This window comes from Pedobacter sp. KLB.chiD (assembly GCF_047040275.1).
Taxonomy (GTDB): domain Bacteria; phylum Bacteroidota; class Bacteroidia; order Sphingobacteriales; family Sphingobacteriaceae; genus Pedobacter.
On the sequence record NZ_CP178207.1, the window covers coordinates 3,595,687 to 3,621,102 of the forward strand.

26 protein-coding genes are annotated in these 25,416 nt (G+C 39.1%); 16 read left to right on the forward strand and 10 right to left on the reverse strand.

Annotated features, from left to right (window positions below; all coding sequences use genetic code 11):
- Positions 1-286 precede the first annotated feature (286 nt).
- Positions 287-1,921, forward strand: coding sequence for an L-glutamate gamma-semialdehyde dehydrogenase (gene pruA, locus ACK1I8_RS14665; protein WP_412466104.1), 1,635 nt, complete (start codon positions 287-289; stop codon positions 1,919-1,921).
- 96 nt (positions 1,922-2,017) lie between these two features.
- Here the strand turns inward: pruA and ACK1I8_RS14670 are convergent, their stop codons facing one another.
- Positions 2,018-2,779: a response regulator transcription factor gene (locus tag ACK1I8_RS14670; protein ID WP_412466105.1), complete on the reverse strand. Its 762-nt coding sequence runs from the start codon at positions 2,777-2,779 to the stop codon at positions 2,018-2,020.
- Positions 2,780-2,864: 85 nt separating this feature from the next.
- Here ACK1I8_RS14670 and ACK1I8_RS14675 point away from each other — a divergent pair, with 85 nt between their 5' ends.
- A complete protein-coding gene (locus ACK1I8_RS14675; RefSeq protein WP_412466106.1) occupies positions 2,865-3,119 on the forward strand; it encodes a hypothetical protein in 255 nt (84 codons plus the stop codon).
- Positions 3,120-3,848, forward strand: a complete 729-nt coding sequence (locus ACK1I8_RS14680) for a DUF3667 domain-containing protein (RefSeq protein WP_412466107.1) — start codon at positions 3,120-3,122, stop codon at positions 3,846-3,848.
- Positions 3,849-4,060: 212 nt separating this feature from the next.
- Here the strand turns inward: ACK1I8_RS14680 and can are convergent, their stop codons facing one another.
- From can to ACK1I8_RS14695, 3 genes are all read right to left on the reverse strand, one after another.
- Positions 4,061-4,717: a carbonate dehydratase gene (can, locus tag ACK1I8_RS14685; RefSeq protein WP_412466108.1), complete on the reverse strand. Its 657-nt coding sequence runs from the start codon at positions 4,715-4,717 to the stop codon at positions 4,061-4,063.
- Positions 4,718-4,719: 2 nt separating this feature from the next.
- Complete coding sequence (locus ACK1I8_RS14690) at positions 4,720-6,327, reverse strand: SulP family inorganic anion transporter (RefSeq protein WP_412466109.1); 1,608 nt, start codon at positions 6,325-6,327, stop codon at positions 4,720-4,722.
- A gap of 149 nt (positions 6,328-6,476) precedes the next feature.
- Positions 6,477-6,821, reverse strand: a complete 345-nt coding sequence (locus tag ACK1I8_RS14695; RefSeq protein ID WP_412466110.1) for a hypothetical protein — start codon at positions 6,819-6,821, stop codon at positions 6,477-6,479.
- Positions 6,822-8,281: 1,460 nt separating this feature from the next.
- On the opposite strand from ACK1I8_RS14695, the gene ACK1I8_RS14700 reads away from it, so the two are divergent.
- From ACK1I8_RS14700 to ACK1I8_RS14730, 7 genes are all read left to right on the forward strand, one after another.
- The gene (locus ACK1I8_RS14700; protein ID WP_412466111.1) at positions 8,282-9,823 is read left to right on the forward strand and encodes an acyl-CoA carboxylase subunit beta; all 1,542 of its coding nucleotides are present in this window, start codon (positions 8,282-8,284) and stop codon (positions 9,821-9,823) included.
- A gap of 123 nt (positions 9,824-9,946) precedes the next feature.
- On the forward strand, positions 9,947-11,122 hold the full coding sequence (locus ACK1I8_RS14705; RefSeq protein WP_412466112.1) for an MFS transporter: 1,176 nt from the start codon (positions 9,947-9,949) through the stop codon (positions 11,120-11,122).
- 5 nt (positions 11,123-11,127) lie between these two features.
- The gene (locus ACK1I8_RS14710) at positions 11,128-11,730 is read left to right on the forward strand and encodes a hypothetical protein (RefSeq protein WP_412466113.1); all 603 of its coding nucleotides are present in this window, start codon (positions 11,128-11,130) and stop codon (positions 11,728-11,730) included.
- 2 nt (positions 11,731-11,732) lie between these two features.
- A complete protein-coding gene (locus tag ACK1I8_RS14715) occupies positions 11,733-12,140 on the forward strand; it encodes a GNAT family N-acetyltransferase (protein WP_412466114.1) in 408 nt (135 codons plus the stop codon).
- A 105-nt stretch (positions 12,141-12,245) separates the two neighbouring features.
- Entirely contained in the window at positions 12,246-13,361 is a 1,116-nt protein-coding gene (locus ACK1I8_RS14720; protein ID WP_412466115.1) for a M42 family metallopeptidase, read from the forward strand.
- Positions 13,361-13,627, forward strand: coding sequence for a hypothetical protein (locus ACK1I8_RS14725; protein ID WP_412466116.1), 267 nt, complete (start codon positions 13,361-13,363; stop codon positions 13,625-13,627). The genes ACK1I8_RS14720 and ACK1I8_RS14725 overlap by 1 nt, the downstream gene beginning before the upstream one ends.
- A 319-nt stretch (positions 13,628-13,946) precedes the next feature.
- On the forward strand, positions 13,947-14,351 hold the full coding sequence (locus ACK1I8_RS14730; protein WP_412466117.1) for a PAS domain-containing protein: 405 nt from the start codon (positions 13,947-13,949) through the stop codon (positions 14,349-14,351).
- A 6-nt stretch (positions 14,352-14,357) separates the two neighbouring features.
- Here ACK1I8_RS14730 and xth read toward each other — a convergent pair whose 3' ends face one another.
- A complete protein-coding gene (gene xth / locus ACK1I8_RS14735) occupies positions 14,358-15,134 on the reverse strand; it encodes an exodeoxyribonuclease III (protein ID WP_412466118.1) in 777 nt (258 codons plus the stop codon).
- Between the two features lie 152 nt (positions 15,135-15,286).
- On the opposite strand from xth, the gene ACK1I8_RS14740 reads away from it, so the two are divergent.
- Positions 15,287-15,745, forward strand: a complete 459-nt coding sequence (locus ACK1I8_RS14740) for a hypothetical protein (RefSeq protein WP_412466119.1) — start codon at positions 15,287-15,289, stop codon at positions 15,743-15,745.
- Positions 15,735-16,229, forward strand: coding sequence for a hypothetical protein (locus tag ACK1I8_RS14745; protein ID WP_412466120.1), 495 nt, complete (start codon positions 15,735-15,737; stop codon positions 16,227-16,229). The genes ACK1I8_RS14740 and ACK1I8_RS14745 overlap by 11 nt, the downstream gene beginning before the upstream one ends.
- A 140-nt stretch (positions 16,230-16,369) precedes the next feature.
- On the opposite strand, the gene ACK1I8_RS14750 is transcribed toward ACK1I8_RS14745, so the two are convergent.
- From ACK1I8_RS14750 to ACK1I8_RS14770, 5 genes are all read right to left on the reverse strand, one after another.
- A complete protein-coding gene (locus ACK1I8_RS14750; protein WP_412466121.1) occupies positions 16,370-16,750 on the reverse strand; it encodes a two-component system response regulator in 381 nt (126 codons plus the stop codon).
- Positions 16,751-16,820: 70 nt separating this feature from the next.
- Positions 16,821-17,339: an RNA polymerase sigma factor gene (locus ACK1I8_RS14755; protein ID WP_412466122.1), complete on the reverse strand. Its 519-nt coding sequence runs from the start codon at positions 17,337-17,339 to the stop codon at positions 16,821-16,823.
- Between the two features lie 125 nt (positions 17,340-17,464).
- Positions 17,465-18,115 (reverse strand): response regulator transcription factor, encoded by a 651-nt coding sequence (locus ACK1I8_RS14760; RefSeq protein ID WP_293788480.1) that lies wholly within the window; start codon positions 18,113-18,115, stop codon positions 17,465-17,467.
- A 40-nt stretch (positions 18,116-18,155) separates the two neighbouring features.
- Positions 18,156-19,232, reverse strand: a complete 1,077-nt coding sequence (locus ACK1I8_RS14765) for an ATP-binding protein (RefSeq protein ID WP_412466123.1) — start codon at positions 19,230-19,232, stop codon at positions 18,156-18,158.
- A 324-nt stretch (positions 19,233-19,556) separates the two neighbouring features.
- Positions 19,557-20,621, reverse strand: a complete 1,065-nt coding sequence (locus ACK1I8_RS14770; RefSeq protein WP_412466124.1) for a Gfo/Idh/MocA family protein — start codon at positions 20,619-20,621, stop codon at positions 19,557-19,559.
- A 210-nt stretch (positions 20,622-20,831) separates the two neighbouring features.
- Here ACK1I8_RS14770 and ACK1I8_RS14775 point away from each other — a divergent pair, with 210 nt between their 5' ends.
- The 4 genes from ACK1I8_RS14775 to ACK1I8_RS14790 all read left to right on the forward strand — a co-directional run bounded on the left by ACK1I8_RS14775 (position 20,832) and on the right by ACK1I8_RS14790 (position 25,394).
- Positions 20,832-21,248 carry a DUF1801 domain-containing protein gene (locus ACK1I8_RS14775; RefSeq protein WP_412466125.1) on the forward strand — a complete coding sequence of 139 codons (417 nt, stop codon included), beginning with the start codon at positions 20,832-20,834 and terminating at the stop codon, positions 21,246-21,248.
- Between the two features lie 257 nt (positions 21,249-21,505).
- Complete coding sequence (locus tag ACK1I8_RS14780) at positions 21,506-23,923, forward strand: prolyl oligopeptidase family serine peptidase (protein WP_412466126.1); 2,418 nt, start codon at positions 21,506-21,508, stop codon at positions 23,921-23,923.
- A gap of 263 nt (positions 23,924-24,186) precedes the next feature.
- Positions 24,187-25,083, forward strand: coding sequence for a DnaJ C-terminal domain-containing protein (locus tag ACK1I8_RS14785; protein ID WP_412466127.1), 897 nt, complete (start codon positions 24,187-24,189; stop codon positions 25,081-25,083).
- A 5-nt stretch (positions 25,084-25,088) separates the two neighbouring features.
- Positions 25,089-25,394 (forward strand): chaperone modulator CbpM, encoded by a 306-nt coding sequence (locus ACK1I8_RS14790; protein WP_412466128.1) that lies wholly within the window; start codon positions 25,089-25,091, stop codon positions 25,392-25,394.
- The last annotated feature ends 22 nt before the right edge of the window (positions 25,395-25,416 follow it).

Below are 25,416 nucleotides of genomic sequence, written 5' to 3' on the forward strand. Positions count from 1 at the left end.
TCTTGAAAACTTTTGCGAACAATAAATCCAGATTACAGGTGACCATTATTACATTAAGGCAGTCAACAGTTGGTTAAGAACGGGCAGAATCACTGTGAGTTGGTAATAACCGGACGCCACAAACCAATCCCACTAAAACAGTTAAATTTTAACCACAATAAACCTATAATTAACTTGTATTACCATTCCTTTATACAATAGCAAGTTTATGCTGTTTTCTTTACAGAATAATGGAATGGCCTACCCTAAAAAGCATTATCTTTGCCCAAATCATAAAAAATAAAATATGCTTAAAGGATTTTTTAACGTACCTACCCCGGTTAACGAGCCCATTAACAGCTATGCGCCAGGCACAAAAGAGCGTTCACTTTTAAAAGAGGCTATTGCCGAGGCGCGTGCTAAACAATTGGATATTCCGATGTTTATTGGCGGAAAAGAGGTACATACTAAAAATAAAAAGAAAGTTGTAGCTCCACACGATCATCAACATGTATTGGCTACCTTTAGTTATGGTGATAAAGGCCATGTAAAAGAAGCCATAGACGCTGCTCTGGCTGCCAAGACAGGTTGGGAAGCTTTAGCCTGGGAACACAGGGCGGCTATTTTTATGAAAGCTGCTGATTTGTTTGCTACAAAATACCGGTATCAAATTAATGCGGCAACCATGCTTGGGCAAAGTAAAAATGCTTACCAGGCTGAAATTGATGCAGCCTGCGAACTGGTAGATTTCCTGCGTTTTAACGTAAGTTATATGCAGGATATTTATGGTCAACAGCCGCCGGTATCGCCAAATGGCATGTGGAACAGAACAGAACAACGCCCTTTAGAAGGATTTATATTTGCCTTAACACCTTTCAACTTTACGGCAATTGCAGGTAATTTACCAGCTTGTGTAGCCATGATGGGTAATGTTGTGGTATGGAAACCAGCAGATACGCAAGTTTATGCGGCCAATGTAATTATGCAGGTTTTCCGCGAAGCAGGTTTACCTGACGGGGTAATCAATCTTATTTTTGCAGATGGACCTGAAGTTGGCGATGTAGTTTTTAACCATGCTGATTTTGCGGGGATTCACTTTACAGGCTCAACAAAAGTTTTTCAGGAAATCTGGAAAACGATCGGAACAAACATCCATAAATACAAATCATATCCACGCATTGTTGGAGAAACTGGCGGTAAAGATTTTATCCTGGTTCACCCAAGTGCAGATGTTGCGGCTTCGGTTACGGCAATTGTTAGGGGTGCTTTCGAATACCAGGGACAAAAATGTTCAGCAGCCAGCCGTACTTATATCCCAAAAAGCCTGTGGCCTGAAATTAAAGAATTGATGCTAAGAGATTTAGCCTCATTTAAAATGGGTGGAACCGAAGATTTCGGTAACTTTATCAATGCCGTTATTGATGAGCGTTCTTTCGATAAATTGGCTAAATATATCGATCAGGCAAAAAAAGACAAAGGTGTGGAAGTTATTGCCGGTGGCAACTATGATAAGAGCAAAGGTTATTTCATAGAACCTACCGTTTTAGTGGTTGACGATCCGAAATATACCACCATGTGTGAAGAACTTTTTGGTCCGGTATTATCTGTTTATGTATACGAAGACCAGGAATTTGACCAGATTTTGGAAATAATCGACACCACTTCACCTTACGCCTTAACGGGCGCTATTTTATCACAGGATAGGTATGCTATAGAAAAGGCCAGTTATGCTTTGCGCAACTCTGCTGGTAATTTTTACATTAACGACAAATGTACAGGTGCTGTAGTTGGGCAACAACCATTTGGTGGCGCAAGAGGATCAGGCACCAATGATAAAGCCGGGGCAATGATTAATTTATTGCGTTGGGTTTCTCCACGTACCATCAAAGAAACTTTTAATCCTCCAACTGATTACCGTTACCCATTTTTGGCAGAAGATTAATACATTGGAAAAAATGATATCAGAACCTCCGGAAAAGTCCGGGGGTTTTGTTTTTTACAGGAACAGCCGCCTTGATGGCATTATCTTTTCGGGCAACTAAATTACCTTATTGTTTACCGCATAAGAAAGTGCTTCTACGATATTGCCAACGCCAAAATTTTCAAATATTTTTCGCCTATAGTACTTTATGGTATCTGGAGATACAAATATTTTTTCGGCGATTTGGTTAATGGTTAAACCTTGCGCATACAAACGTAAAACTTCGATTTCGCGATCATTAAGCTTCGGTTTCAGTTGCTTGTTCCAAACCTGTTTGTCTACATCAAGCGCCCAGATCTGATCGGAACCCTGTTTATGAATAGTGGCATTGCCGGCCGTTTTATTCGATGATATGGATACCACGCAAATGGCTTTCCACATCTTCCCTTCTGCATTAAGGAAAAGCGGAGTAAGCTTATGGTTAATCAAGCTCGTTTTCCCACCTTTGTTCAGCAAATGAAAATCATAAGTAATACTGTACAACTTTTTCTCGTTAAGGGGAAGTTTTTCAAAAAAATTAAATCCGGTTTCGTTAATCAGGTCCAGCAAATGCAGATCTTTCTCGGGCACGTTATTCAGGTAAAAGCCGTAACCTAAAGCCATCACTTCAGCTACTGTATGGCCACATAGAAAAAGTGGATTACTGGATACATACTCGAATTTCATTTCAGCATAATCGATCACATACACGCTCTGATAGGTTAATTTTTCAAAAGCACTGATCGCCTCCAGATAATTATCCAACCGGAGTATATCTTGAGAAGTGATGTTGTCTATTTTGTTTTTGGTAAGTAACCCGCTATGCTGATCAGCTTTCATTGACTACTAAATTAGTAAAATTACACTAAAGTGTAATGTCCAATCAGATTACATTTCTGAATTTTGTTCTATAGAACAAATCAGTATGGCCGCAGAAAAACTATTTAAGCAAGATTTCTCTGAATTAACCAGAAAAAAAGCAAAACTAAAAGCTATCATTGTTGCAGGTGCAACTATTTGGCTATTTTTAATGGCTTGTGTAATATACCTGTTCATATTTAAAACGAAATCAGCTATTCCATTTATAGCCATTCTCACTGCTATACCCATCACATTCTTACCGGCTATTAAAAGCCTTATTGACATTAATAAGGAAATTAAGTTACGTAATCAAAATTAAATGATGATGACAGCAACCTGCATCAGCTGCAACCAGGATATACCTGAAAATTACTGTACCAGATGTGGCGAACCGGCCAAACTTAAAAGAATTGACTGGCATTATATCCAGCATGAAATAGAACACGTTCTGCATTTAGAAAAGGGAATATTTTATACCATTAAAGAGTTATTGGTCAGACCGGGGCGAACCATTCATAATTTTATATCTAATGATAGAAGCAGACTGGTAAAACCAGTTGTATTTTTAGTCGTAACCTCACTGATTTACACGCTGATTAATCATTTTTTCCATATTGAAGAAGGTTACTTTAATTTTGATCAAACCAAAACTGCAGTTATAAATCCGATTAATGAATGGGTTCGGAGCCACTATGGTTATGCCAATATCATCTTAGGCGTATTTTTGGCTTTATGGCTGAAACTTTTTTTCAGAAAATATGCCTATAATTTTTTCGAATTACTGATTCTTTTGTGCTTTCTTCAGGGAATGGGTATGCTTATATTCGCAATTTTTGCAGCAATTGAAGGACTCACCCACCATCACCTTATGCAATATTCAACCATGCTGTTTATCATTTACTTTTCATGGGCCGTAGGCCAGTTTTTCGAAAAGAATAAATATATCAATTATCTTAAAGCCTTGGGTGCTTATATTGTTGGCTTAATCACTTTTACGTGCGGTACAATATTATTAGGGGTACTGATATACACTATTACCAAACACTGATATAGATTTCCGGATCTTAATATCGTTAAGAATTTAAATCCGTACCACAACATGGAGAACATTTTTTAGCCAAATCTTTTAAATCAGCAATCTAAAATTATAGTATGCCAAAGCAATGGGGGCTGAAATGGGAAACATGCCAAAAGCAAAAAAGCCCGGAAGAAAATCCAGGCTTTTACTAACAACTAAAAAAATGGCTAATAATAGTGCATTTATTCTACCTGGAATGCAGGAGCAACATCATCAACACAGGTACAGGTTACTTTCAGGTCTTTAATAATCCCAGTTTTTAAACTATAAACCCACGCATGTACTGCCAGTTCCTGTCCATTGGCCCAGGCACTCTGTACAATTGATGTGTTAACTACATTTGCAGCTCCTTCGATAGCATTTAATTCCACTAAACGGTCAAAGCGCTGATCAGGATCCTTGATTGTTGCCATTTCGCGTTCATGGGTACGATATACATCGCGGATATTCCTCAACCAGTTATCAATAATTCCAACCTGTTTGTTGCCCAGTGCAGCTTTTACACCACCACAACCGTAATGGCCGCAAACAATAACGTGTTTAACTTTTAATACATTAATAGAATAATCGAGTACAGAAAGTAAATTCATGTCTGTATGCACAACTACATTGGCAATATTCCGGTGTACAAAAATATCACCCGGTTTAGTATTGGTAATCTGGTTTGCAGGCACACGGCTATCAGAACAACCGATCCATAACACGGGTGGGCTTTGACCTGCCGACAATTTATCGAAAAATTCAGGATCACTGTCAATCGTATCTTTAACCCAATCTTTATTGCCTTGTAACAAGGTCTCGTAAGTAATATCTTTAGTTTCTATTGTTTTTGCGCACATAACTATAATTTATTAATTTCTTCTTCTACTTTAATATTTAATTTTGGTACTGTATAATGTTTTTGGATGTTCTCCAAGGTTACGATAATACCTTTTGTATAGGCGTTATGTTTATAATTGTAAATGGTTTCCAATACATCAGGATCAATATACCTGGCATTCGAACCATCAATAATTACATTTGTTTCTTTTGGGATATTCGTTAAAACTACCTGTATCGCTGCTTTATTTAAAAAAGAAACTTCTTCTGCCAGTTTAATTCTGATATTCTTTTTGTCACCTTCGTTTGTAATCCTGTAAAAGAAAGGGTTACGCATATTGGTCCGCAATAAATAAAAAATCGAGACCAACATCCCAATGGCTACACCTTTTAACAGATCGGTAAACAATACCGCCAATACGGTAACCACAAATGGCACAAACTGGTCCCATCCTTTGTGGTACATATGTTTAAAAAGACTGATCCGCGTTAGCCTGTATCCGGTTACCAAAAGAATCGCAGCTAAACATGATAAGGGAATCATGTTAATGAGTCCGGGAATAAACAAGAGCGACAGTAACAACCAAATGCCATGAAAAATGGCCGACATTTTTGTTCTGGCACCAGCGTTTACATTGGCCGAACTCCGCACAATTACAGATGTCATAGGTAAGCCGCCAACCATGCCGCTGGCCATATTTCCTATCCCTTGTGCAATCAGCTCCCTGTTTGTTGGTGTTACACGCTTAATCGGATCGATTTTATCCACCGCTTCGATACTGAGCAAAGTTTCTAAGCTCGCTACAACCGCAATGGTGATGGCAACTATGTACACGTTTTTATTGGCTAGCTGAGAAAAATCAGGCATTGTAAATAATCCTAAAAATTCACCAAAGCCATTCACTACCGGGATTTTCACCATCTGATCAGCCCGAAACGGATAATCGGTTCCGGCAAAAACAAGAGTTCCCAAAATACCTAGAGTAACCACCACCAGTGGTGCGGGTACAACCGCCAATTTTGGAAACTTTGGCCACAAAATCAGGATAGCTATCGATAATAAACTAATCACCACCGCAGCCAGACTAAAATGGCTTATTGCTGCAGTAATTGCAGAAAAAGTATTTTCATGATCCTGCTGAAAGAAACCCTCATCACCGGTAAAATCGGTATCAACGCCTAACGCATGCGGTAATTGTTTTAAGATTAATATCAGTCCGATCGCCGCAAGCATTCCTTCAATTACACTCGAAGGAAAGTAATTGCCAATGGTTCCGGCTTTAACCAGACCTAAAATCAACTGGAATACCCCTGCCAGTACAACAGCAAGTAAAAACGTAGGGTAGCTTCCCAAAGAGGTTATTGCACCTAACACAATAACCGTTAAACCTGCGGCCGGACCACTAACACTTAATTGTGAGCCGCTGAAAGAGGCAACCACAATTCCACCTATAATTCCCGTAATTAAACCGGCGAATAGTGGTGCGCCAGAAGCCAGGGCAATACCTAAACATAGTGGTAAGGCCACCAGGAACACCACGATGCTCGAAGGTAAATCTTTACTGAGATTTTTTTTAAGAAAATATTTCTTTACATCCGTACCTGAAACGGCCGGGTTAAATTTTTGCATAACGATATCATGATCTAGTAAATTTTAACGAATAAAATCGTAGGGGATTAAAAATTTGGACACCAAGCATCTACGTACTGCATAAAATGAACATAGCAATAACGCTTGATACAATTGAGCAGGTAATTTTTACCCCAAATAAATAACGACTAGATAACGTTGGGCGGAGGTGTCGGAACAGTAGGGTGATATGGATCTACATATCTTTTGAAGTGTTCTATAAAACTGCTCTTCAAAAAGAAATGGCTGGAAGAGAACTCATAAGAAAGAATGGGATAGTTCAGCTCAATGAGTTTGAAATCAGTAAATTTTGCAGTGTCTTTGGCGGTATCTTTACCGCCTTCATGCTCTAACTCGATTTGCATGATGACAGCATTCATGATTTCCTTGTCGATACTGGTATAAAACACGGGTGCACCAGAAATGCCCATCTTCGCCATGAAGATGACCATAAAGGTAGCAACGATTAAATACTTGTATTTCCTTAAAAACATTTAAAATTCTAATGCTGTTTTAATTCCTATCCTTACAAAAGTAAACGGATTATTGGTTTTTCAATGCATTGAGCTGTAAAAAAAATGTAATTTAGGTAAAACACAGGTATTCTTCAGGCAAAAACAGGGTGCTTTATAAATTTTGGAAACGGCAGGTTCTGTTATTATTGGTTAGTTCAGTCCTGCCCATCCATGCCGGTATTGCAGGCGGGCGCTTAATCTTTTTTGCAAAATTCGCTGTAAATTCAAAATCAATCGAAACCAAAGAGGATACCGCTCCTGTCGCGTTTATTAACAAAGGTTTGTTCGTAAGAATTTTAATTGGGTGATGACAGACCTGGGTTGCTAGCACAGGCTTAGGTAAAGTAAACCCGATTGTCGGGAAGAGCTTCCGGTCCTTCACCGGAACGCGTACCAAAAGCGGGACGGAAATGGCCAAAAGTGCAGAACCCCGCATTTCCTGATAATTATTAATCATTTCTGTTTTCTGGAAATGAAAGCTAGCATTTCATAGGTGCTGTAGTCCCGCCATTCGCTTATAGTCCTCATTTCGTTGCTCTCCATTCCGGGCTATCCGCTCCTGTCAGGTTTATTAACAAGGGTTTGTTTGCAAGATTTTAATTGGGTGATGACAGATCTGGGTTGCTAGCACAGGCTTAGGTAAAATAAACCCGATTGCCGGGAAGAGCTTCCGGTCCTTCACCGGAACTCGTAGCAAAAGCGGGACGGGATTTGCCAAAAGTGCAGAACCCCGCATTTCTAATAATTATTAATCATTTTTGTTTTCTGGAAATGAAAGTTAGTATTTCATAGGTACTGTAGCCCCGCCATTCGCTTATAGTCCTCATTTCGTTACTCTCCATTCCGGGCTATCCGCTCCTGTCAGGTTTATTAACAAAGGTTTGTTTTCCAAGCACTGACCCGGGTTAAATAAACCCGATTGCCGGGAAGAGCTTCCAGTCCTTCACCGGAACGCGTACCAAAAAGCGGGACGGAAATGGCCAAAGGTGCAGAACCCCACATTTCCTGATAATTATTAATCATTTCGTTTTTTGGAAATGAAAGTTAGCATTTCATAGGTGCTGTAGTCCCGCCATTCGCTTATAGTCCTCATTTCGTTACTCTCCATTCCGGGCTATCCGCTCCTTTCGGGTTTATTAACAAAGGTTTGTTTTCCAAGCACTGACCCGGGTTAAATAAACCCGATTGCCGGGAAGAGCTTCCAGTCCTTCACCGGAACGCGTACCAAAAAGCGGGACGGAAATGGCCAAAAGTGAAGAACCATCCGTTTTCTAAATATTAAGGTTTTTATTTGAAGGAAATGAACGGACAGTATTTCACAGGTTTCGAGCCCCCATCTGCCTTACTCAAACTCATATGTCGGACCGAGATAAAATAACACCCCACCCCCTTGCATTACCGCTTGTAATTTTTAATTTTAAAATCTCATAGCCTCAGCAATGGACAAAAAAATAGCATTACTTAAAGATAAAATAAACCAGGCAAACCTGGGTGGCGGACAGGACCGGATCGATAATCAGCATAAAAAAGGTAAACTTACCGCTCGGGAGCGCATTCATTTTTTAATGGATGAAGGAAGCTTCGAAGAAATCGGCATGATGGTTACCCACCGAAGTACAGACTTTGGCATGGAACGCGAAAAATATCTGGGCGATGGCGTGGTAACAGGTTATGGAACAATTAATTGTAGATTAACTTATGTATTCTCTCAGGATTTTACTGTATTTGGCGGTTCACTTTCTGAAACCCATGCAGAGAAAATCTGCAAACTGATGGATATGGCCATGAAAAATGGGGCTCCGCTTATCGGCCTAAACGATAGTGGCGGTGCACGTATCCAGGAAGGTGTTGTTTCATTGGGCGGTTATGCCGATATCTTTTATAAAAATGTACAGGCTTCGGGTGTAATTCCGCAGTTATCAGCTATAATGGGGCCATGCGCCGGAGGAGCCGTTTATTCGCCCGCCATTACTGATTTTATTTTAATGGTAGAAAATACTTCTTATATGTTTGTAACCGGTCCGAACGTAGTTAAAACAGTAACACACGAAGAAGTAACTTCTGAGGAGCTGGGAGGTGCCGGTACACATGCTACCAAATCGGGTGTAACACATTTTGCCTGTGCCAATGAAATTGAGGCCATTAACCATGTGAAAAAATTATTGAGCTATATGCCACAAAATTGTGAGGAAATAGCCGATCATTTACCTTACGAAGCGGCTGATGAAAGCCGACCACAACTCAACGCTATCATGCCAGAAAACGCTTCGCAGCCTTACGATATCCGTGAAGTGATTGCCAGCGTAGCCGATACCGATAGCTTTTTAGAAATACATGCCGCTTACGCAGAAAATATTGTGGTGGGTTTTGCCCGTCTTGCAGGCAGAAGCATCGGTATCGTAGCCAATCAGCCAGCTTACCTGGCAGGCGTTTTAGATAGTAATTCTTCAGCTAAAGCCGCACGTTTTGTCCGCTTTTGCGATTGCTTTAACATTCCATTGCTGGTGTTTGAAGATGTCCCTGGTTTTTTACCAGGCACAGATCAAGAGTGGAACGGCATCATTACCAATGGTGCCAAGTTGTTATATGCCTTTAGTGAGGCTACTGTACCACGCATTACCGTAATTACCAGAAAAGCTTATGGCGGTGCCTATGATGTGATGAACAGCAAGCACATTGGTGCAGATATGAATTATGCCTGGCCAAGTGCCGAAATTGCTGTGATGGGTGCCAAAGGTGCCGCAGAAATTATTTTTAAACGGGAAATTACCGCAGCAGACAACCCCGAAGAAAAATGGCTGGAAAAAGAGAAATTATACTCAGATATTTTTGCCAACCCTTACCGCGCTGCCGAACGTGGTTTTGTTGATGAGGTGATTGAGCCAGCTCAAACCCGTATGAAGTTGATCAAATCGTTCAAAATGTTGGAAAATAAGGTGGTAAACAACCCGAGAAAGAAGCATGGAAATATACCTTTGTAGGTATGGAAAGATGGATCAGGTAAGATGGTAAATGGAGTAACTCAACATCACCCATTTTACATTACACCCCTTACCTATTTAACCCATCATCCATTTTACTTATTCACATCTTACATTATTTACATGTTAAAACGAGCAGATATCCTCCTGATGGCTTTTTGCACAGGCCTTATTGTTGCGAATATTTATTACTGCCAGCCTTTGGTCATCTTGATTGCCAAGGATTTTGATCTTACCGAACCAGTTGCCGGAAAGATTACCTATTTAACCCAGATTGGTTATGCTTTAGGCCTTTTTCTTTTAGTGCCACTGGGCGATATGTTTGAACGCAAAAAGCAGATCCTGGTGATTACCGGACTTGCCATTTTGGCCTTACTGGTTGCTGCGGTATCGCAAAGCTTTTTTATACTGGAAGTCGCTTCTATCTTAATTGGAGCCTGTTCCATTGTACCTCAATTAATATTACCCTTGGCGGCTAATTTAAGTACCGATGAAAATCGGGGAGCCAATATTGGCGTGATTATGAGCGGTTTGCTGGTTGGAATTTTAGCTTCACGTGCAGTAAGTGGCAGTATTGGCTTTTGGCTGGGTTGGCGGGCGGTGTATTATATGGCCGCAGGAATTTGTGGCCTGCTTATTTTTTTAATGGCCAAACGCTTTCCTCAAAGTTATCCTCATTTTAAAGGCTCCTATAAAGAACTCATGCGTTCGATGTTTGGTTATATTAAAACACAACCTGCTTTAAGGGAAACTTCGATCATTAATTTTCTGGCTTTTGCCATTATCAGTGCTTTCTGGACAACCATGGTATTATTTCTGGCTAATCCACCCTTTAATTTCCAAACGTTGCAGATTGGCCTATTTGGAATTGCCGGAGCAGCGGGTGCATTGGCTGCACCACTGGTTGGAAAATTAAGCGATGGCAACAATCCACGTAAGAACTTAATGATTGGTTTTATATTACAGCTCATCAGTATCGCCTTGTTTTATTTTACAAACAGCCATTTGTACCTTTTTGTAATCGGTATTGTTCTGATCGACATCGGACAGCAAGCAATACATGTAACCAATCAAACCCGTATTTACACCTTAATACCAGAAGCCAGAAACCGGCTGAATACCATTTTTATGTCTGTTAGTTTTATTGGCGCCAGCTGTGGCTCGGCGTTAGGCTTGTGGCTTTGGGATCGGGGCGGCTGGACATTATTTTGTTATGGAATGACAGGTATTATTGTACTTAACATCTTAATTTATCAGTTTTACGGGAAAAAAAATCACAATTTAAACAACCCCTTATAAGGTTTATGAAATCTAAAAACGTAATCAAAACACTTTCAATATTATTAATCTCTCTGGCCATTTTTGGTAAAGCAAAAGCTCAAGACAGTACAAAAGTAGAACAGCCAACTGAAGTGAAGTCGCTTAATAAAATAAGGTTGAGTCTTCTCTCGCTACATTATGAACGGGAACAAAAAATAGGAAAACTCATCACAGTTTATGGAGGTGCAGGATTGGCTGGTACTTTTCTAATAGAATACAATTATAATTACATGGCTGGAGATAAAACCAAAACCTACTTTGATCTGGCACCAAACCTTTACGCAGGAATCAGAAAATATTATCATTTTGAAAACAGGATAAAAAAAGGAAAAAAAACCATTAATAACGCTTCTAATTATTTTGGGCTAGACGTAAGCAGTTACTTTTCTCCCTTAATTAAAGGTGGCAATCTCAATCAATATAATGTGGCAAATTGGGAGATCGGAATCACCCCGCAGTGGGGGTTTCAACGCAGCATTGGCAAGAAAACAAATTTTGAGCTTTCATTGGGTCCAAATATGCGCATCAATAAATATCAAACCTATTATGGCGTTGACGGCCGAATAGGCTTTAGCTTTTTGTTATAATTATGGTTCAAATTGAGCAGATATTTCCTTCGCTAACCTGGCGGATCAGACATGAGGCCATGTATCCGGAATTACCTTTTGACAGCGTAAAGCTTGCCGATGATTTTGACGGCATCCACTTTGGATTATACCTTGACCATAAATTAACAGGAGTAGTTTCTCTATTTTATGAAGGAGCCGTGTATCAATTCCGTAAACTGGCCATTTTACCCAGTGCTCAAAAAGCAGGTTTGGGTTCACAATTAATGGCTTATATCCTTGATTTTTGTAAAATTCAAAAAGCGACAAAACTATGGTGCAATGCACGTGTAAATGCTAAGGAATTTTATTTTAAATTTGGCTTCCACGAAACGGATCAAACCTTTTTTAAAGATGGTTACGATTTTGTGATCATGGAAAAAGAACTTTAAATCATCAATCGTCATGCTGATCCGATGGCTATCGGATTTATTTCAGCATCTTATTAACAGATCCTGAAGCAAGTTCAGGATGACGAATATTATAGAACGAATATTATGGCTAAGAAAAAAGACGAAGAAAAGAAAAAACATGTTGCTGTGGTTACCGAAAAATCGCTGCAGTTTCTTGAAGAATACATCAATAACCCTGCTCCTACCGGTTATGAATGGGAAGGACAAAAGCTTTGGTTAGATTATTTAAAACCCTATATAGACGAACATTTTGTTGACAACTACGGTACTGCAGTAGGTGTGATTAACCCTAAAGCTGATTTTAAAGTAGTGATAGAAGCTCATGCAGATGAAATTTCCTGGTATGTAAACTACATCACCAGCGACGGCTTAATTTATGTCATCCGCAATGGAGGTTCTGACCATCAGATTGCACCTTCAAAACGGGTAAACATCCATACAGAAAAGGGCCTGGTTAAAGCAGTATTCGGCTGGCCGGCTATCCATACCCGCCATGGAGAGAAAGAACAGGCTCCGGAGTTAAAAAATATCTTTTTGGATTGCGGTTGTACCTCAAAAGAAGAAGTAGAACAATTAGGCATCCATGTAGGCTGTGTAATTACTTACGAAGATGAATTTATGGTGTTGAACGACCGCTATTATGTTGGTCGCGCTTTAGATAACCGTGTGGGTGGTTTTATGATTGCCGAAGTGGCCCGTTTATTAAAAGAAAACAAGAAAAAGCTTCCTTTCGGTTTGTACATTGTAAACTCGGTACAGGAAGAAATCGGTTTACGTGGTGCCGAGATGATTGCCCAGCGTATTAAACCGAATGTGGCCATTATTACCGATGTAACGCACGACACTACGACGCCAATGATCAATAAAAACGTTCAGGGCGATCTATCAGCAGGTAAAGGACCTGTTGTTTCTTATGCACCAGCTGTTCAAACCAATTTAAACAAACTATTGATTCAAACGGCCGAGAAAAACCAGATCCCCTTCCAACGTCAGGCCTCATCACGTTCTACCGGAACCGATACCGATGCTTTTGCTTACTCAAATGGCGGCGTACCATCGGCATTAATTTCGCTGCCGTTACGTTATATGCATACTACAGTAGAGATGGTGCATAAAGAGGATGTTGACAATGTTATCAGCCTGATTTATGAAAGTTTGCTAAACATTAGCAACGGTCAGGATTTCAGATCATTTAAATAATGAAAAAATTAAATCACCGGAAGATCATGATCAGCACCTTATCAAGGGTTTTGCTTATGATTGTGGTTATCTTTATCCTTAACTCCTGGCCAAGCATCAAACAGAGTTTTATTGGTAACGCACCACCCTTGGATTACTGGCTTGATCATAGCTTTAAAGTAAGCAATATCATCCTTATTTTAGGATTTGGTGGTTATTTTTATTACAAAGATTTAATGAATCAAAAAGAACTGATCGAAAAGTCAAAAGTCTCAGATCAGCACTAACATTAATAAATGAGACGAAAAATGCTTTATCACAAAAACCTCTGAATTTTTCTAACCTAAGCATAACTTTTACTAAGCCTGCCAGATGAACCAACATCGTTGCTGTAGTTGATCTGGCAGGTTATCTATTTCAATGCAGCAGCATTAACACCCAAGTGTGAATTTTAAATCGCTTGCACTGACAATACAGCCAGATGTTTTTTTTGATTTAGAGATCAACCTGGGTACCCCCACCGTTCCCATACATTAATTTTTATTAATACTCAACATATCTTCACATAGTTTGTGTAATTTACCTTCATAGTTTATCCTTCTTATTATGAACACAAACAAAAAAAATGTTGATCTATCCGTTATTTGTGATGATCACTGGGATGTCGTATTCGACCATCTTCGCCTTGGTTTTTGGGAGCTGAGCATAGCAACCGGCATACTTCGTTCAACCCGATCTTTTAAACAGAATTTTGGTTATCCGCCAGATGGTGTTTTAACCTATGAAACAGTTTTGGGACTAATCCTGCCAGAAGATCTCGACCATGTTCAGGATGAAATCGAGCTTACTGTAACCAAAGAAAAAAACAGTTATGATGTATTGTACCGAATCCGCCGTCCGGATGGAAAAATCCGGTGGATCAAAGCCGATGGAATACTTTCCCAACAGGATGGCGAATTGCTAAAATTGATTGGAACAACTTTAGATGTTACCGATTTAAGACAATTTTAATTTTAGTTACAGATCATTCAGTTCTATCCAAACAGGTCCGTGGTCGCTTGTTTTTTCCCATCCCCTAACGTTTTTATCCACTCCTGCTGATTTTAAGCGATCGCTCACCTGAGGACTCAATAAAAAATGATCAATTCTTAATCCCGCATTTCTGCCATAAGCATTACGGAAGTAATCCCAAAAGGTATATATTGTTTCTGTTGGATATAATTTCCTGATCGCATCTGTCCAGCCTTGTGCCATTAAATTTTGAAATGCCTGTCGGGTTTCCGGACGGAACAACGCGTCTTCAACCCAACGTTCAGGCTTATAAGCATCCAGTTCAGTAGGAATTACATTGTAATCTCCTGCCAAAACTACAGGTAGATTTTTCTCCAACAAAGCTGCTGCGTGTGCAATAAAACGTGCAAACCATTGCAACTTGTAATCAAACTTGGGGCCTGGTGCAGGGTTGCCATTTGGCAAGTATAAACAGCCAATAACTACACCATTTACCAAAGCCTCTATATACCTGCTATGCAGATCTTCAGGATCTCCATCTAAACCGCGCCTCAATTCTTTTATTTCTATATTTCTGGCAAGTATGGCTACCCCGTTCCAGCTTTTCTGTCCGTGCCAGATAGCATTGTAACCTGCATCTTTAATCGCCTTTTCAGGAAATTTTTCCTGAGGAGCTTTTAGTTCCTGCAGGCATACCACATCTGGCTGGGTTTCTTCCAACCAACGTAAAAGTACAGGCAAACGGCCATTTACACCATTCACATTATAAGTAGCTATTTTCATTTTATAAATCTCAGCATTAAAACCCAAAAATAGAGGATCGTTATATTTTTAATCTTAAAACCATTGTAAGCAATAATTTCATACGTTAATTAAAGATAATTTAAAATTTGGCGTTATCTTGCATCTTATTTAGCGTAACTGTTCAAATAACCATGTTCAAAGCAGTCTTAAACAATCTTTCTGCGGAGCCAAAAGATATCCGCCGGCTCTACAACCAGTATGCTCCCATGCTGCTTGGCTATATCAATGGTATTGTACAAGATCCTCAAGAATCCGAAGATCATCTGATCGCTATTCTTACTTCATTCGTAAAGGATGTTGTCGTTTTACCAGAAAAAAGCAGGTTAAATATCTGGCTGGAACTTCGTCAATATGCGCAAAGTAAATTAACTTTGTACACAGCTAAAGATCATCAGTCAAATTTTAACCAATCAGTACATAAAGGTAAGCTGGATTTGTTAGATGATTTACAAAAAAGGATATTCTGTGCAGTATATTATCATGGAAAATCAATTCATTACCTGGCGGCAACAATTGGATGTGATGAAAGCGAAATCCGCAATCAGTTAAAATTATCAATCGATAAAATGAGGAGGACAAGTGGAAATTAATAAAATTATTGAGAGCGGTTTAATGGAAACCTATGTGATGGGAATCGCCACCGAAGAGGAGGTACAGAAAGTCTTATCACTTAAAAAAGAATATCCGGCATTTAAAGATGCTCTGGAAAAGCTTGAGTATGATATGGAGCTACTGGCACAAAGTATGGGTATTGAGCCACCTGCCGGCACTTTAGCTAAAATTGAGCATGAAATCAATGAAATACAGCGCCAAAACCAAGTTGTACAAACCGCTTTCAATTCAGAGTATAGCTATGATAAACCGCGGCAAGAGAACAAACAGGAAAAATATATAGAGGTAGAATCAGAATCTAATCAAATGCGCGTAAATAAAGCCTGGAAATGGGTATTTATCGCCGTTTTTGTATTGGGCAAGATATTTTTAGCCTGTGCTATTTATTTTTACCTGGAAAACAGACAGGTGAAAGAGCAAATTAAGGAATTAAAAATAGAAATAAAACAGAACATGAGGTAAGTAGATGAAATACGATAGAAAATCTACTTTTTTAATCCCAATACTAAACTGAAATGTTTAATTTTGAATATTCATTCATGTTTGAGCGCATGTTTGAGTTTAGATATGGGGATAGGCTGCTAGTCTATCCCCTTTTTTATTTAGACCGTTTTTGTTTCCAACAATATCTTAATTTTTTGTCGGAGGTCCGCAATATCAAAAGGCTTTTCAATGGTATCATCAGGTGAACAGTTTAAATTTTCCATATTCACAGCTGAGAGCAATATTACCGGAACTGATGCTGTTTTAGGATCAAACTTTAATCTGTTGCAAATATCCCGACCATCATGTTTGCCGATAAGTATATCCAGTAGAATGATATCTGGCAGAAAATCAGTAATGGCCTCTTCTAACTGAAAATCATCAGCATCCAAAATGCCTTTTATATGATAACGTTCTTCCTCAAAAATTAACTTTATAATATCATGAATGTTTTCGTCATCGTCAACAATAAGAATTTTTTTAACTGGCGCGTTGCTCATAGGCAACAAATCTAGTTCAAGTGAACTGTTTCATGCAGCGTATTTATACCTGAATTTACCGAAAAGATGATCAGGCAGCAAGACCCGACTTATAGTTTTTAAGCATCTTTTTCAGCAAGCCTCTCGCCACGTGTATTTTAGTTTTTACCGTACCTAGCGGAATGTCTAGCTCGGCAGCAATTTCATGATATTTATAACCTTCAAAGTAGCGGCAAAAGCAAAACCGACAATCCTCAGGTAAGGCATTTAGCGATCTCTGTATATCCTCCATAATAAACTTGGTGGCTCCGCCATTTGAAGAAGCGCTTGGAACCAGTTGAACAGAAGTCAAATCTTCTTCCTGCTGAATCATTTCATTTTTACGCTTCACTTTATAATAATGATTGAGAAAGGTATTTTTCAGGATAGTAAAAAGCCATGCCCTCACATTGCTTCCCATTTCAAATTTGGCCGAAAACCTAAAAGCTTTCATAAAGGTATCCTGAACTAAATCAGCGGCATCATCTTCATCGTGTGTGTACGCTAATGCGCGGTCGAAAAGTGGTTGCCTGTATTGGTAAATGTCGCAATTGAAATTTAAAGTATCCATAATTCGTTTTAAGGCTGATGTTAATATTCAACAAACAGCAACTCCTTATGTTATTTGTAGAAATACCCGATTTTTTACGGTTTATTTAAAACACCTGGAAAAGGGGCAAAAAACGGTCAAAAATACTAATCTACATAACCATTTCGCATGGCAAAACGGACTAAAGATGCGGAATTTTTTGTACCTGTTTTGCTGATTAGAGCTTCTCTTTGGCTCTCTACAGTTCGCCTGCTCAGGTATAATTTATCAGCTATTTCCTGGTTCGTTAATCCGTCTGCAATGAGTTTTAATACATTAATTTCGCGCTCCGTAAAGTTGATTTCCGTATTCATTTTTCGCGAGAGTATATTCAACTGCATATTAAACCGCTCTAAAATGGAGATGCATAAATTAGAAGAAAGGTACCGTTTTCCCTTCATTACATGCTTTAGGCAAAACAACAGTTCATCCTCTTCAATATCTTTTGAAAGATAGGCAAAAGCTCCTGATACAAAAGCATTTGACGCATACTTTTCATCATCCAAAATAGATAAAACAACCACTTTGGCGGTGTATTTACGTGCTTTAATCGTACTGGCCAAGGCAATCCCATCCAGCCTTGGCATTACAATATCTGATAAAATTATATCAGCTTTTATTCCTTTTTCCAAAAGCTCCAAAACCGCCAAACCGTCTGGAACTTCTGCAACAACATTGATGCCTTCGTGTTTTTCTATAAGCGCTTTAAGTGAGGTCCGGATAATATGGTGATCATCCGCAAGAATAATGTTAATCATAATTCAAATATAACTTACGCCGTTTTAAAATTAAAAACGGCTACTTAGGCAGCTCGATATAGAAGGTTGTTCCAACACCGGTTTTGCTCTCAAACCATATTTTTCCCTGATGTAAATCTACAATAGCCTTGATTATGCCCATACCAAATCCTCCTGATTCTTCGCCCTTAAGACCTGGCCTTAACGTTTCGGGCAAATGATTAAAAAGTCCAGCATGCAACTCTTCAGGAATCCCTATTCCATCATCGGCAACGGTAATCAGAACAGTACTTTCATGTTCTTCTGCATGTATCGTAATATTACCGTAATCAGCAGTAAATTTTATGGAGTTCGAGATGAGGTTATTGATAACCTGTATAAACTTCATAGTATCAAGACGTAGATAAATCTGTTCAGCAGAGCTGGTAAATTTAATATGCTTCATTTTGCCCAGCTTCGATCGTTTATAAAAACGAACTACATCTTTAAGTTCCCAAACCAGATCGGCACGCTCTTTACGGATTTCGACCACGGATGATTTTAAAAATTCCTTGTTAACCATGCTCCGTACCAAAAGTAGGTTACGCTCACACATATCCTGAATAAATGCCAGCGAATTGATCATCCGTTCATCACCTGTTTGTGCAATACCTTCTTTCATAGATGAAGCAATTAATTTCATCATGCCCAGTGGTTCTTTTAAATCGTGCGCCAATACTTCCAGGGTTATATTTTTTCGGGCGTTTATCTGTTCGATGTGTATTTTATTATGTCGCATTACCGTGATGTCTTCCACTGTACCGACCAAAAGCTTAACTGCACCCTTAGTAACCGAAAATACGATCACCCGGACATACTTCTCCCTATCGAGAAACAGTAAACGAAATTCATATTTGTTTTCGGTATCCTCTTCAAGGCACTCTTTATAACAGTTCATCACATGTGTCAGATCTTCGGGATGCACCCGTTTTAGAAGCAACTTTGGATCAGCAATAACTTCATCAGAGTGGAGTTCCCAGATATTACTTAGTGATTTGTTTAGATATGAAAAATTTTGCGATGTATAGTTAAAAATAAAATATCCGTCAACAGAACTGTCGCCTAGATTACAAAAAAGCTCTTTATTCAATTCGACCATGATATAATTTTTGATAATTTGACAGTAAACGATATAATAATAAATCAGCAGTCACATCTCAAACAGTAGAGGAGTAAAAATGTTTTGTACAAAAATAGCCCCTCATTGTTGCAAGAATATCCAGCTAAGGATTAATTATATTAGAGAAATTAACATTTTCCACACATTGTTTAAAAATATTTACACGGTTAAAACCAACTATTGCCTAAATTGTTAAGCATAAAAGAAAGATAAAAAAAGTCCTGTGAGCGGGAGATCCGCGGAGGGCAGGCACACCATAAGGAAGATACAATTCCTCTTAACGATAGCCATCATAAAAGGTGGCTATTTTGTTTTTGAGGCCAGCCCATTCAACATCACTTTTTTGCCTGTTTTAGCCGAAATTTTCGCGGCCTCCAAAATGCTCACTACCATTAAATTATTCTCCAAAGACGAAAGGTCGTTTTTAGGGTTGATTTCTCCTTTCAAAATGGCAGATAGATAGTTCAAGTGGTTAGCATAAGTTGGTGCTAACATTTTTGGCTGATAAATTTCATAACCATCTTTATCATTTCGCCTCGCCCTGATATTTTTCTCGTTAATGGCTTGCATATACCCCTTTTCACCAAACACTTCCAAATCTTTTATACTAAAAGGCCAGTTCCATGAAGCTTCAATAATCCCTGTAGCATTTGAGTACTCCAATAAAATAGTTGCGTCGTCATCTACATTCGGGTACAGCCCTTTTTTAATTTGATGGGTGATTGCCGTAACCGAAATTGGGGCTTTGCCATCCATTAACCAGGTCATTAGATTAGCACCATAACAGCCAAAATCGACCAGTGCTCCTGCTCCATTTTGATCAGGGTCGGTTAACCAGCTCAAAAATTCCTTGCTTACCCCAATTTCTTTCGGTCCCTGGTGTCCATCGTGTACAATCATTTTTGTGATCCCGCCTATGATATGGTTTTCTTTTACATTTTTGTAAACCTCTTGATTGCTCGGATACCAGGTAGTTTCGTAATTGGTTAATACCTGTACTTTATACTTTCCGGCCAGTTCTGCCATTCGTGCCGCCTCCTTAACCGATATTGCCAAAGGTTTTTCTACCATAACCGATATGCCAAGCGGCGCAGCTGCTTCTACAACGGCTAAATGATCACTGATGGCATTATAGGCCAGCACCACATCAGGTTTCTTTTTCTTCAACAGATCGGGAAGGTTATTGTAAAATATACTATCAGGTATTTTATAGCGGGTCTTAAACCGGTTAACCAGTACAGGGTTACTTTCCGCAATACCAATAACGTTAACTTCTGCCTTTTGGTAACTGTTCATAATCAGATAAACATGATCATGGTTTAAGCCGGCTATAGCCACATTTAGTTTTTGCTGTGCCTTGCTACTCATAAACAGAAGTAAAAAGCTAACGATCAAAGTATTTAACCGACAAAATTGTTTAATTTTATTATGAACTGTTTTCATGCTGTTTTATAAATTGGTGTTTACAAATTATGAATTTATAAAAGGCTTGAGGCTAACGCTTAAAAATATTACAAAGTGCAAAGTCAGAATTGTTAATCAAGGCCTGCTTTAAATCTTATATCCATCATTAAAAAAATGGCGCAGAATAAAACCAAGGAAAACGATTTAAGTGTTACGGATTTTCTGAATACGGTAACAGATGAAACAAAACAGCAAGATTGTTTTAATCTTTCGAGTATAATCGCTGAAACAACAGGCTTTGAAGCCAAAATGTGGGGAACGGCCATTGTTGGTTTTGGCCGCTATCATTATCAATACGAAAGCGGCAGAACAGGTGATGCACCCCTGATTGGCTTCTCACCACGGAAAAATGCCATAGCTTTGTACTTATCATCAGATTTTAAAGATCGTGAAGCATTACTGGCTAAATTTGGCAAATACAAAACCGCCAAAGCCTGCATATACATAAAAAAATGGCACGATATTAATGTGGAGGTATTAAAAGAAATGGTTACCAAATCAGTTGCGAGGATCAGTAGTTTGTATCCATAAATCCGAAAAGCCAGGAAACCGGAATTCAAGGTTTATAGTACAGAAACGCAAATTCTTTATATATAAAACTTTGCGGTTACCTCACCGCAAGTGGTTTGTTAAGCTGAGCCGGGTAAAGTTCCAGATAATTACCTTCACAAAAGCGTCGGTATGGTATTCAGATTAACGGCAATAACTGCCTCACTAAGAAGTTACGCAGCAATAAGTTAAATTTTACCATATTTGAATCATCCCTTATTTCGAATAAAAAACCGGAAATGATTAAAAAACTAAGCCTTTATTTATGGATAGCAGGCACTTGTATTTCGCTTCATTCTGCGGCTCAAGATGCAGTAAGCTACCAAACTCCCCCAAAAGAAATTGCCGACTTATTATTGGCTAAACCAACTCCTGGTGTAAGCATAGATGGCAAAGCGGAATGGATCCTGTTTAGCGAGCGTAATTCCTATCCTTCGGTAGCAGAACTGGCTATGCCTGAGTACAGAATTGCAGGTTTAAGATTAAACCCCAACAATTACTCACCAAGCAGACAAACCTATATCAACAATTTCAGTTTAAAAAATATCAAATCCAATCAAAATTTTCAGGTAACCGGCTTGCCAAATCCATTATATGCCGGCAACGTCAGCTGGAGTCCATCTGAAAATAAGATTGCTTTTACGCATACCACACAGAAGGGAGTTGATCTTTACATCATTGATCTGGCTACAAAAAAAGCGACTAAAATCAATAAGGCTTTTTTAAATGTAGTTTTAGGAAGTGGTCTTACCTGGTTAAATGATCAAACCGTTATTTACCGTACGGTAACCAAACCTGCCAGTGCTGCCCCCACAAAACCATTAATGCCTAAAGGACCAACCATCCAGCAAAATTTAGGAAAAGCTGCACCCAGCGCTACTTTCCAGGATCTGATCAAATCACCGTTTGATGAACAGTTGTTTGAATTTTTTGCCACCTCACAATTGGTTAAAAACACGGCCGGAGTAGAAACGCCCATCGGTAAGCCGGCTATTTATGGCTTAACCAGTTTATCACCCGATAAAAATTATATGATGGTTGAAACCATCCATAAACCTTTTTCCTATCTCGTTTCGGCTTATGGCTTTCCATCTACAGTAACTATTAACGATTTGTCGGGTAAAACCATCAAGGTTATTGCCGAACTACCATCGTCAGAGGGTACGCCATCTGGTTATGATAATACACAAGATGTACCCCGTGGTTTCGACTGGAGGGATGATGAGCCGGCTACATTGGTATGGAGCAAGCCACTGGATAGTGGTTTGATTAAAAAAAATGTTCCTTATCATGATGCAGTGTATGCGTTAAGTGCACCTTTTACCCGAACAGAGAAAGAGTTATTTAAAACACAGACCCGTTACCGGGGTGTACAGTGGGGTGATGCCAACCTGGCACTTATTATGGAAGGCCTACGCAGCAAACAAACCACTAAAGTAAGCCGCTATAACCCTACAACAGGAGCGGTAGAAGAACTGTACAGCCGTAACCAAACCGATGCATACGGCAACCCTGGTTCTCCGGTTACAATCAAAAACAAATACGGCAGACAGGTAATTAAAACGGTTGATAATGGCACGAAACTGCTCATGAACAATGTTGTGGGTTCATCAGAAAAAGGAGATTTACCCTTCCTGGCTAAATTTGATTTAAGCACTAAAAAGAACGAGATTATCTGGCGCAGTGCCGAAGGAACGTTCGAATATGTAAGTGACGTAATTAATCCTGACAAACTGATTTTAGTTACCCGTAAAGAAAGTCAAAAGTTAGCACCTAATTATTTTATTAAAAACCTGTTGCTTCGTGTTGCCGACCAGCCTATTACCAATTTCACTAACCCATACCCCTCTTTAGAAGGCATTACCAAACAAAAAATTTCTTATAAACGTGCTGATGGAGTTGATTTAACCGGCGATTTGTATTTACCAAAGGGATATAACAAAGATAAAGATGGTCCGCTGCCAACTTTAATTTGGGCCTATCCACGCGAATTTAATTCTGCGGCTGATGCTGCACAGATCCGCGGATCGAAAGATAAATTCACAACCATTAGCTGGGCCTCTCCTATTTTTTGGGTAACCCGCGGATATGCCGTTTTAGATAATGCCGAAATGCCAATTGTGGCCAAAGATGGTAAAAAACCTAACGATACCTTTGTAGATCAATTACAGCTAAATGCTGAAGCAGCAATTAATAAGCTGGCTGATTTAGGTGTTGGTGATAAAAAACGTATGGCTGTTGGTGGCCACAGTTATGGTGCATTCATGACTGCAAACCTATTGGCCCATACTAATCTTTTTGCCGCAGGTATTGCCCGTAGCGGAGCATACAACCGTACGCTTACACCATTCGGTTTCCAGAACGAAGAACGTACCTATTGGCAGGCACCTCAGTTATATTACGAAATGAGTCCATTTAGCTATGCTGATAAAATTAAAACTCCATTGTTATTAATTCATGGCGATTCTGACGATAATCCAGGTACTTTCCCGATTAACAGCGAACGTTTGTTCAATGCCATAAAAGGGGCCGGTGGCACTACCCGTTTTGTATTTTTACCCTACGAGGCTCATAGTTACCGGGGCAAAGAAAACTTGTTGCATATGCTTTGGGAGCAAGACCAATGGCTGGAAAAATACGTCAAGAATAAAAAATAATCTTTCTTCACCTTGATCAATGAAAATGCCCTTTTTAGGGGCATTTTTTGTTTATAAGGCTTTTCACTTGTTTACACTGATTGCATTCTTAAATTCAATATTCCAGCCGCCATCTGTTACTGGTAACAGCTGACAGCACATTCATTAATGCTCATTTTCTTTCCTATGCTCCATGTCCCTTTCTCCTTTGCACATTTCCACACTAAAACCTTACATTTATACAATAAAATTGAACATTCCCGCTATTAATTTGTTAAGCCATTATGGACTACATAGACTATTATAAAATCCTCGATTTAAAAAAAGATGCAACAACAGAGGATATTAAAAAAGCTTATAGAAAATTAGCCCGCAAACACCATCCGGATCTCAATCCCAATAATGAAGAGGCAAATAAAAAGTTTCAGCAAATTAATGAGGCTAACGAAGTTTTAAGCGATCCCGAAAAAAGAAAGAAATACGATAAATACGGAAAAGACTGGCAGCACGCTGATCAGCTAGATGCCCAGCAGCAACAGCAAAGGCAATACCAATCGCAAGGGCAATCTTATGGCGGAAGCAGCTATTCTGGCGGTTTTGGCGGTGAAGACTTTTCTGATTTCTTTTCTTCTATGTTTGGTGGCGGAGGAGGAAGAAGCAGTAGAAATTCACCATTTAAAGGCCAGGATTATAGTGCCGAGTTACAATTGAACCTGCTTGATGCTTATACTACACATAAACAAACCTTAACGGTTAACGGCAAACAGGTACGCATTACCATTCCGGCAGGAGTTGAAAACGGACAAAAAATCAAACTTCCGGGTTATGGCGCCCCGGGTGTTAATAATGGTCCTCCAGGCGATCTGTATATCAAATTCAATATTAGCGATCATCCCAAATTCAAAAGGAAAGGGAACGATATTTACATTCAGGAAGAAATAGATCTCTACACAGCGATTTTAGGCGGCGAAAAAATTGTAGAAACTTTAAATGGCAAAGTTAAGCTTAAAGTGCCAGAAGGCACACAGCCTGATACCACATTAAGATTGAAAGGCAAAGGGTTTCCTGTTTACAAAAAAGATAACCAGTTTGGCGATCTGTATATTAAATGGCAGGTAAAAATACCCACTAATTTAAATGCGGAACAAAAAGAACTATTCGAAAAACTTTCCAAATTCTAACCATTATGGAAACTTATCTAATACCTGTAGAAGACATCTGCGCTTATCACCATGTAGAAATCAACTTTATCCATTCTCTGGAAGATTTTGGATTGATCCAGACGACCGTTAAAAAGCAGTCTGTCTTTTTGCCTGTTGATGAATTGGCTAAACTGGAGCAGTACCTTCGTTTAGCAAACGATCTCCAGATTAATTTAGAGGGTATACATGCCGTTTCGCACCTGCTCAATCAATTGCAAAATATGCAACAGGAAATAACAGTACTTCAGAACGAATTAAATTATTACAGGCAGCTTAACCATCAACAGTAAACAACCATTGATGCCGAATTTT

Excerpts from the sequence above, each read along its gene's own strand:
- pruA (WP_412466104.1), top strand. The coding sequence starts at position 287 with ATGCTTAAAGGATTTTTTAACGTACCTACCCCGGTTAACGAGCCCATT.
- ACK1I8_RS14670 (WP_412466105.1), bottom strand. The coding sequence starts at position 2,779 with ATGAAAGCTGATCAGCATAGCGGGTTACTTACCAAAAACAAAATAGAC.
- ACK1I8_RS14675 (WP_412466106.1), top strand. The coding sequence starts at position 2,865 with ATGGCCGCAGAAAAACTATTTAAGCAAGATTTCTCTGAATTAACCAGA.
- ACK1I8_RS14680 (WP_412466107.1), top strand. The coding sequence starts at position 3,120 with ATGATGATGACAGCAACCTGCATCAGCTGCAACCAGGATATACCTGAA.
- can (WP_412466108.1), bottom strand. The coding sequence starts at position 4,717 with ATGTGCGCAAAAACAATAGAAACTAAAGATATTACTTACGAGACCTTG.
- ACK1I8_RS14690 (WP_412466109.1), bottom strand. The coding sequence starts at position 6,327 with ATGCAAAAATTTAACCCGGCCGTTTCAGGTACGGATGTAAAGAAATAT.
- ACK1I8_RS14695 (WP_412466110.1), bottom strand. The coding sequence starts at position 6,821 with ATGTTTTTAAGGAAATACAAGTATTTAATCGTTGCTACCTTTATGGTC.
- ACK1I8_RS14700 (WP_412466111.1), top strand. The coding sequence starts at position 8,282 with ATGGACAAAAAAATAGCATTACTTAAAGATAAAATAAACCAGGCAAAC.
- ACK1I8_RS14705 (WP_412466112.1), top strand. The coding sequence starts at position 9,947 with ATGTTAAAACGAGCAGATATCCTCCTGATGGCTTTTTGCACAGGCCTT.
- ACK1I8_RS14710 (WP_412466113.1), top strand. The coding sequence starts at position 11,128 with ATGAAATCTAAAAACGTAATCAAAACACTTTCAATATTATTAATCTCT.
- ACK1I8_RS14715 (WP_412466114.1), top strand. The coding sequence starts at position 11,733 with ATGGTTCAAATTGAGCAGATATTTCCTTCGCTAACCTGGCGGATCAGA.
- ACK1I8_RS14720 (WP_412466115.1), top strand. The coding sequence starts at position 12,246 with ATGGCTAAGAAAAAAGACGAAGAAAAGAAAAAACATGTTGCTGTGGTT.
- ACK1I8_RS14725 (WP_412466116.1), top strand. The coding sequence starts at position 13,361 with ATGAAAAAATTAAATCACCGGAAGATCATGATCAGCACCTTATCAAGG.
- ACK1I8_RS14730 (WP_412466117.1), top strand. The coding sequence starts at position 13,947 with ATGAACACAAACAAAAAAAATGTTGATCTATCCGTTATTTGTGATGAT.
- xth (WP_412466118.1), bottom strand. The coding sequence starts at position 15,134 with ATGAAAATAGCTACTTATAATGTGAATGGTGTAAATGGCCGTTTGCCT.
- ACK1I8_RS14740 (WP_412466119.1), top strand. The coding sequence starts at position 15,287 with ATGTTCAAAGCAGTCTTAAACAATCTTTCTGCGGAGCCAAAAGATATC.
- ACK1I8_RS14750 (WP_412466121.1), bottom strand. The coding sequence starts at position 16,750 with ATGAGCAACGCGCCAGTTAAAAAAATTCTTATTGTTGACGATGACGAA.
- ACK1I8_RS14755 (WP_412466122.1), bottom strand. The coding sequence starts at position 17,339 with ATGGATACTTTAAATTTCAATTGCGACATTTACCAATACAGGCAACCA.
- ACK1I8_RS14760 (WP_293788480.1), bottom strand. The coding sequence starts at position 18,115 with ATGATTAACATTATTCTTGCGGATGATCACCATATTATCCGGACCTCA.
- ACK1I8_RS14765 (WP_412466123.1), bottom strand. The coding sequence starts at position 19,232 with ATGGTCGAATTGAATAAAGAGCTTTTTTGTAATCTAGGCGACAGTTCT.
- ACK1I8_RS14770 (WP_412466124.1), bottom strand. The coding sequence starts at position 20,621 with ATGAGTAGCAAGGCACAGCAAAAACTAAATGTGGCTATAGCCGGCTTA.
- ACK1I8_RS14775 (WP_412466125.1), top strand. The coding sequence starts at position 20,832 with ATGGCGCAGAATAAAACCAAGGAAAACGATTTAAGTGTTACGGATTTT.
- ACK1I8_RS14780 (WP_412466126.1), top strand. The coding sequence starts at position 21,506 with ATGATTAAAAAACTAAGCCTTTATTTATGGATAGCAGGCACTTGTATT.
- ACK1I8_RS14785 (WP_412466127.1), top strand. The coding sequence starts at position 24,187 with ATGGACTACATAGACTATTATAAAATCCTCGATTTAAAAAAAGATGCA.
- ACK1I8_RS14790 (WP_412466128.1), top strand. The coding sequence starts at position 25,089 with ATGGAAACTTATCTAATACCTGTAGAAGACATCTGCGCTTATCACCAT.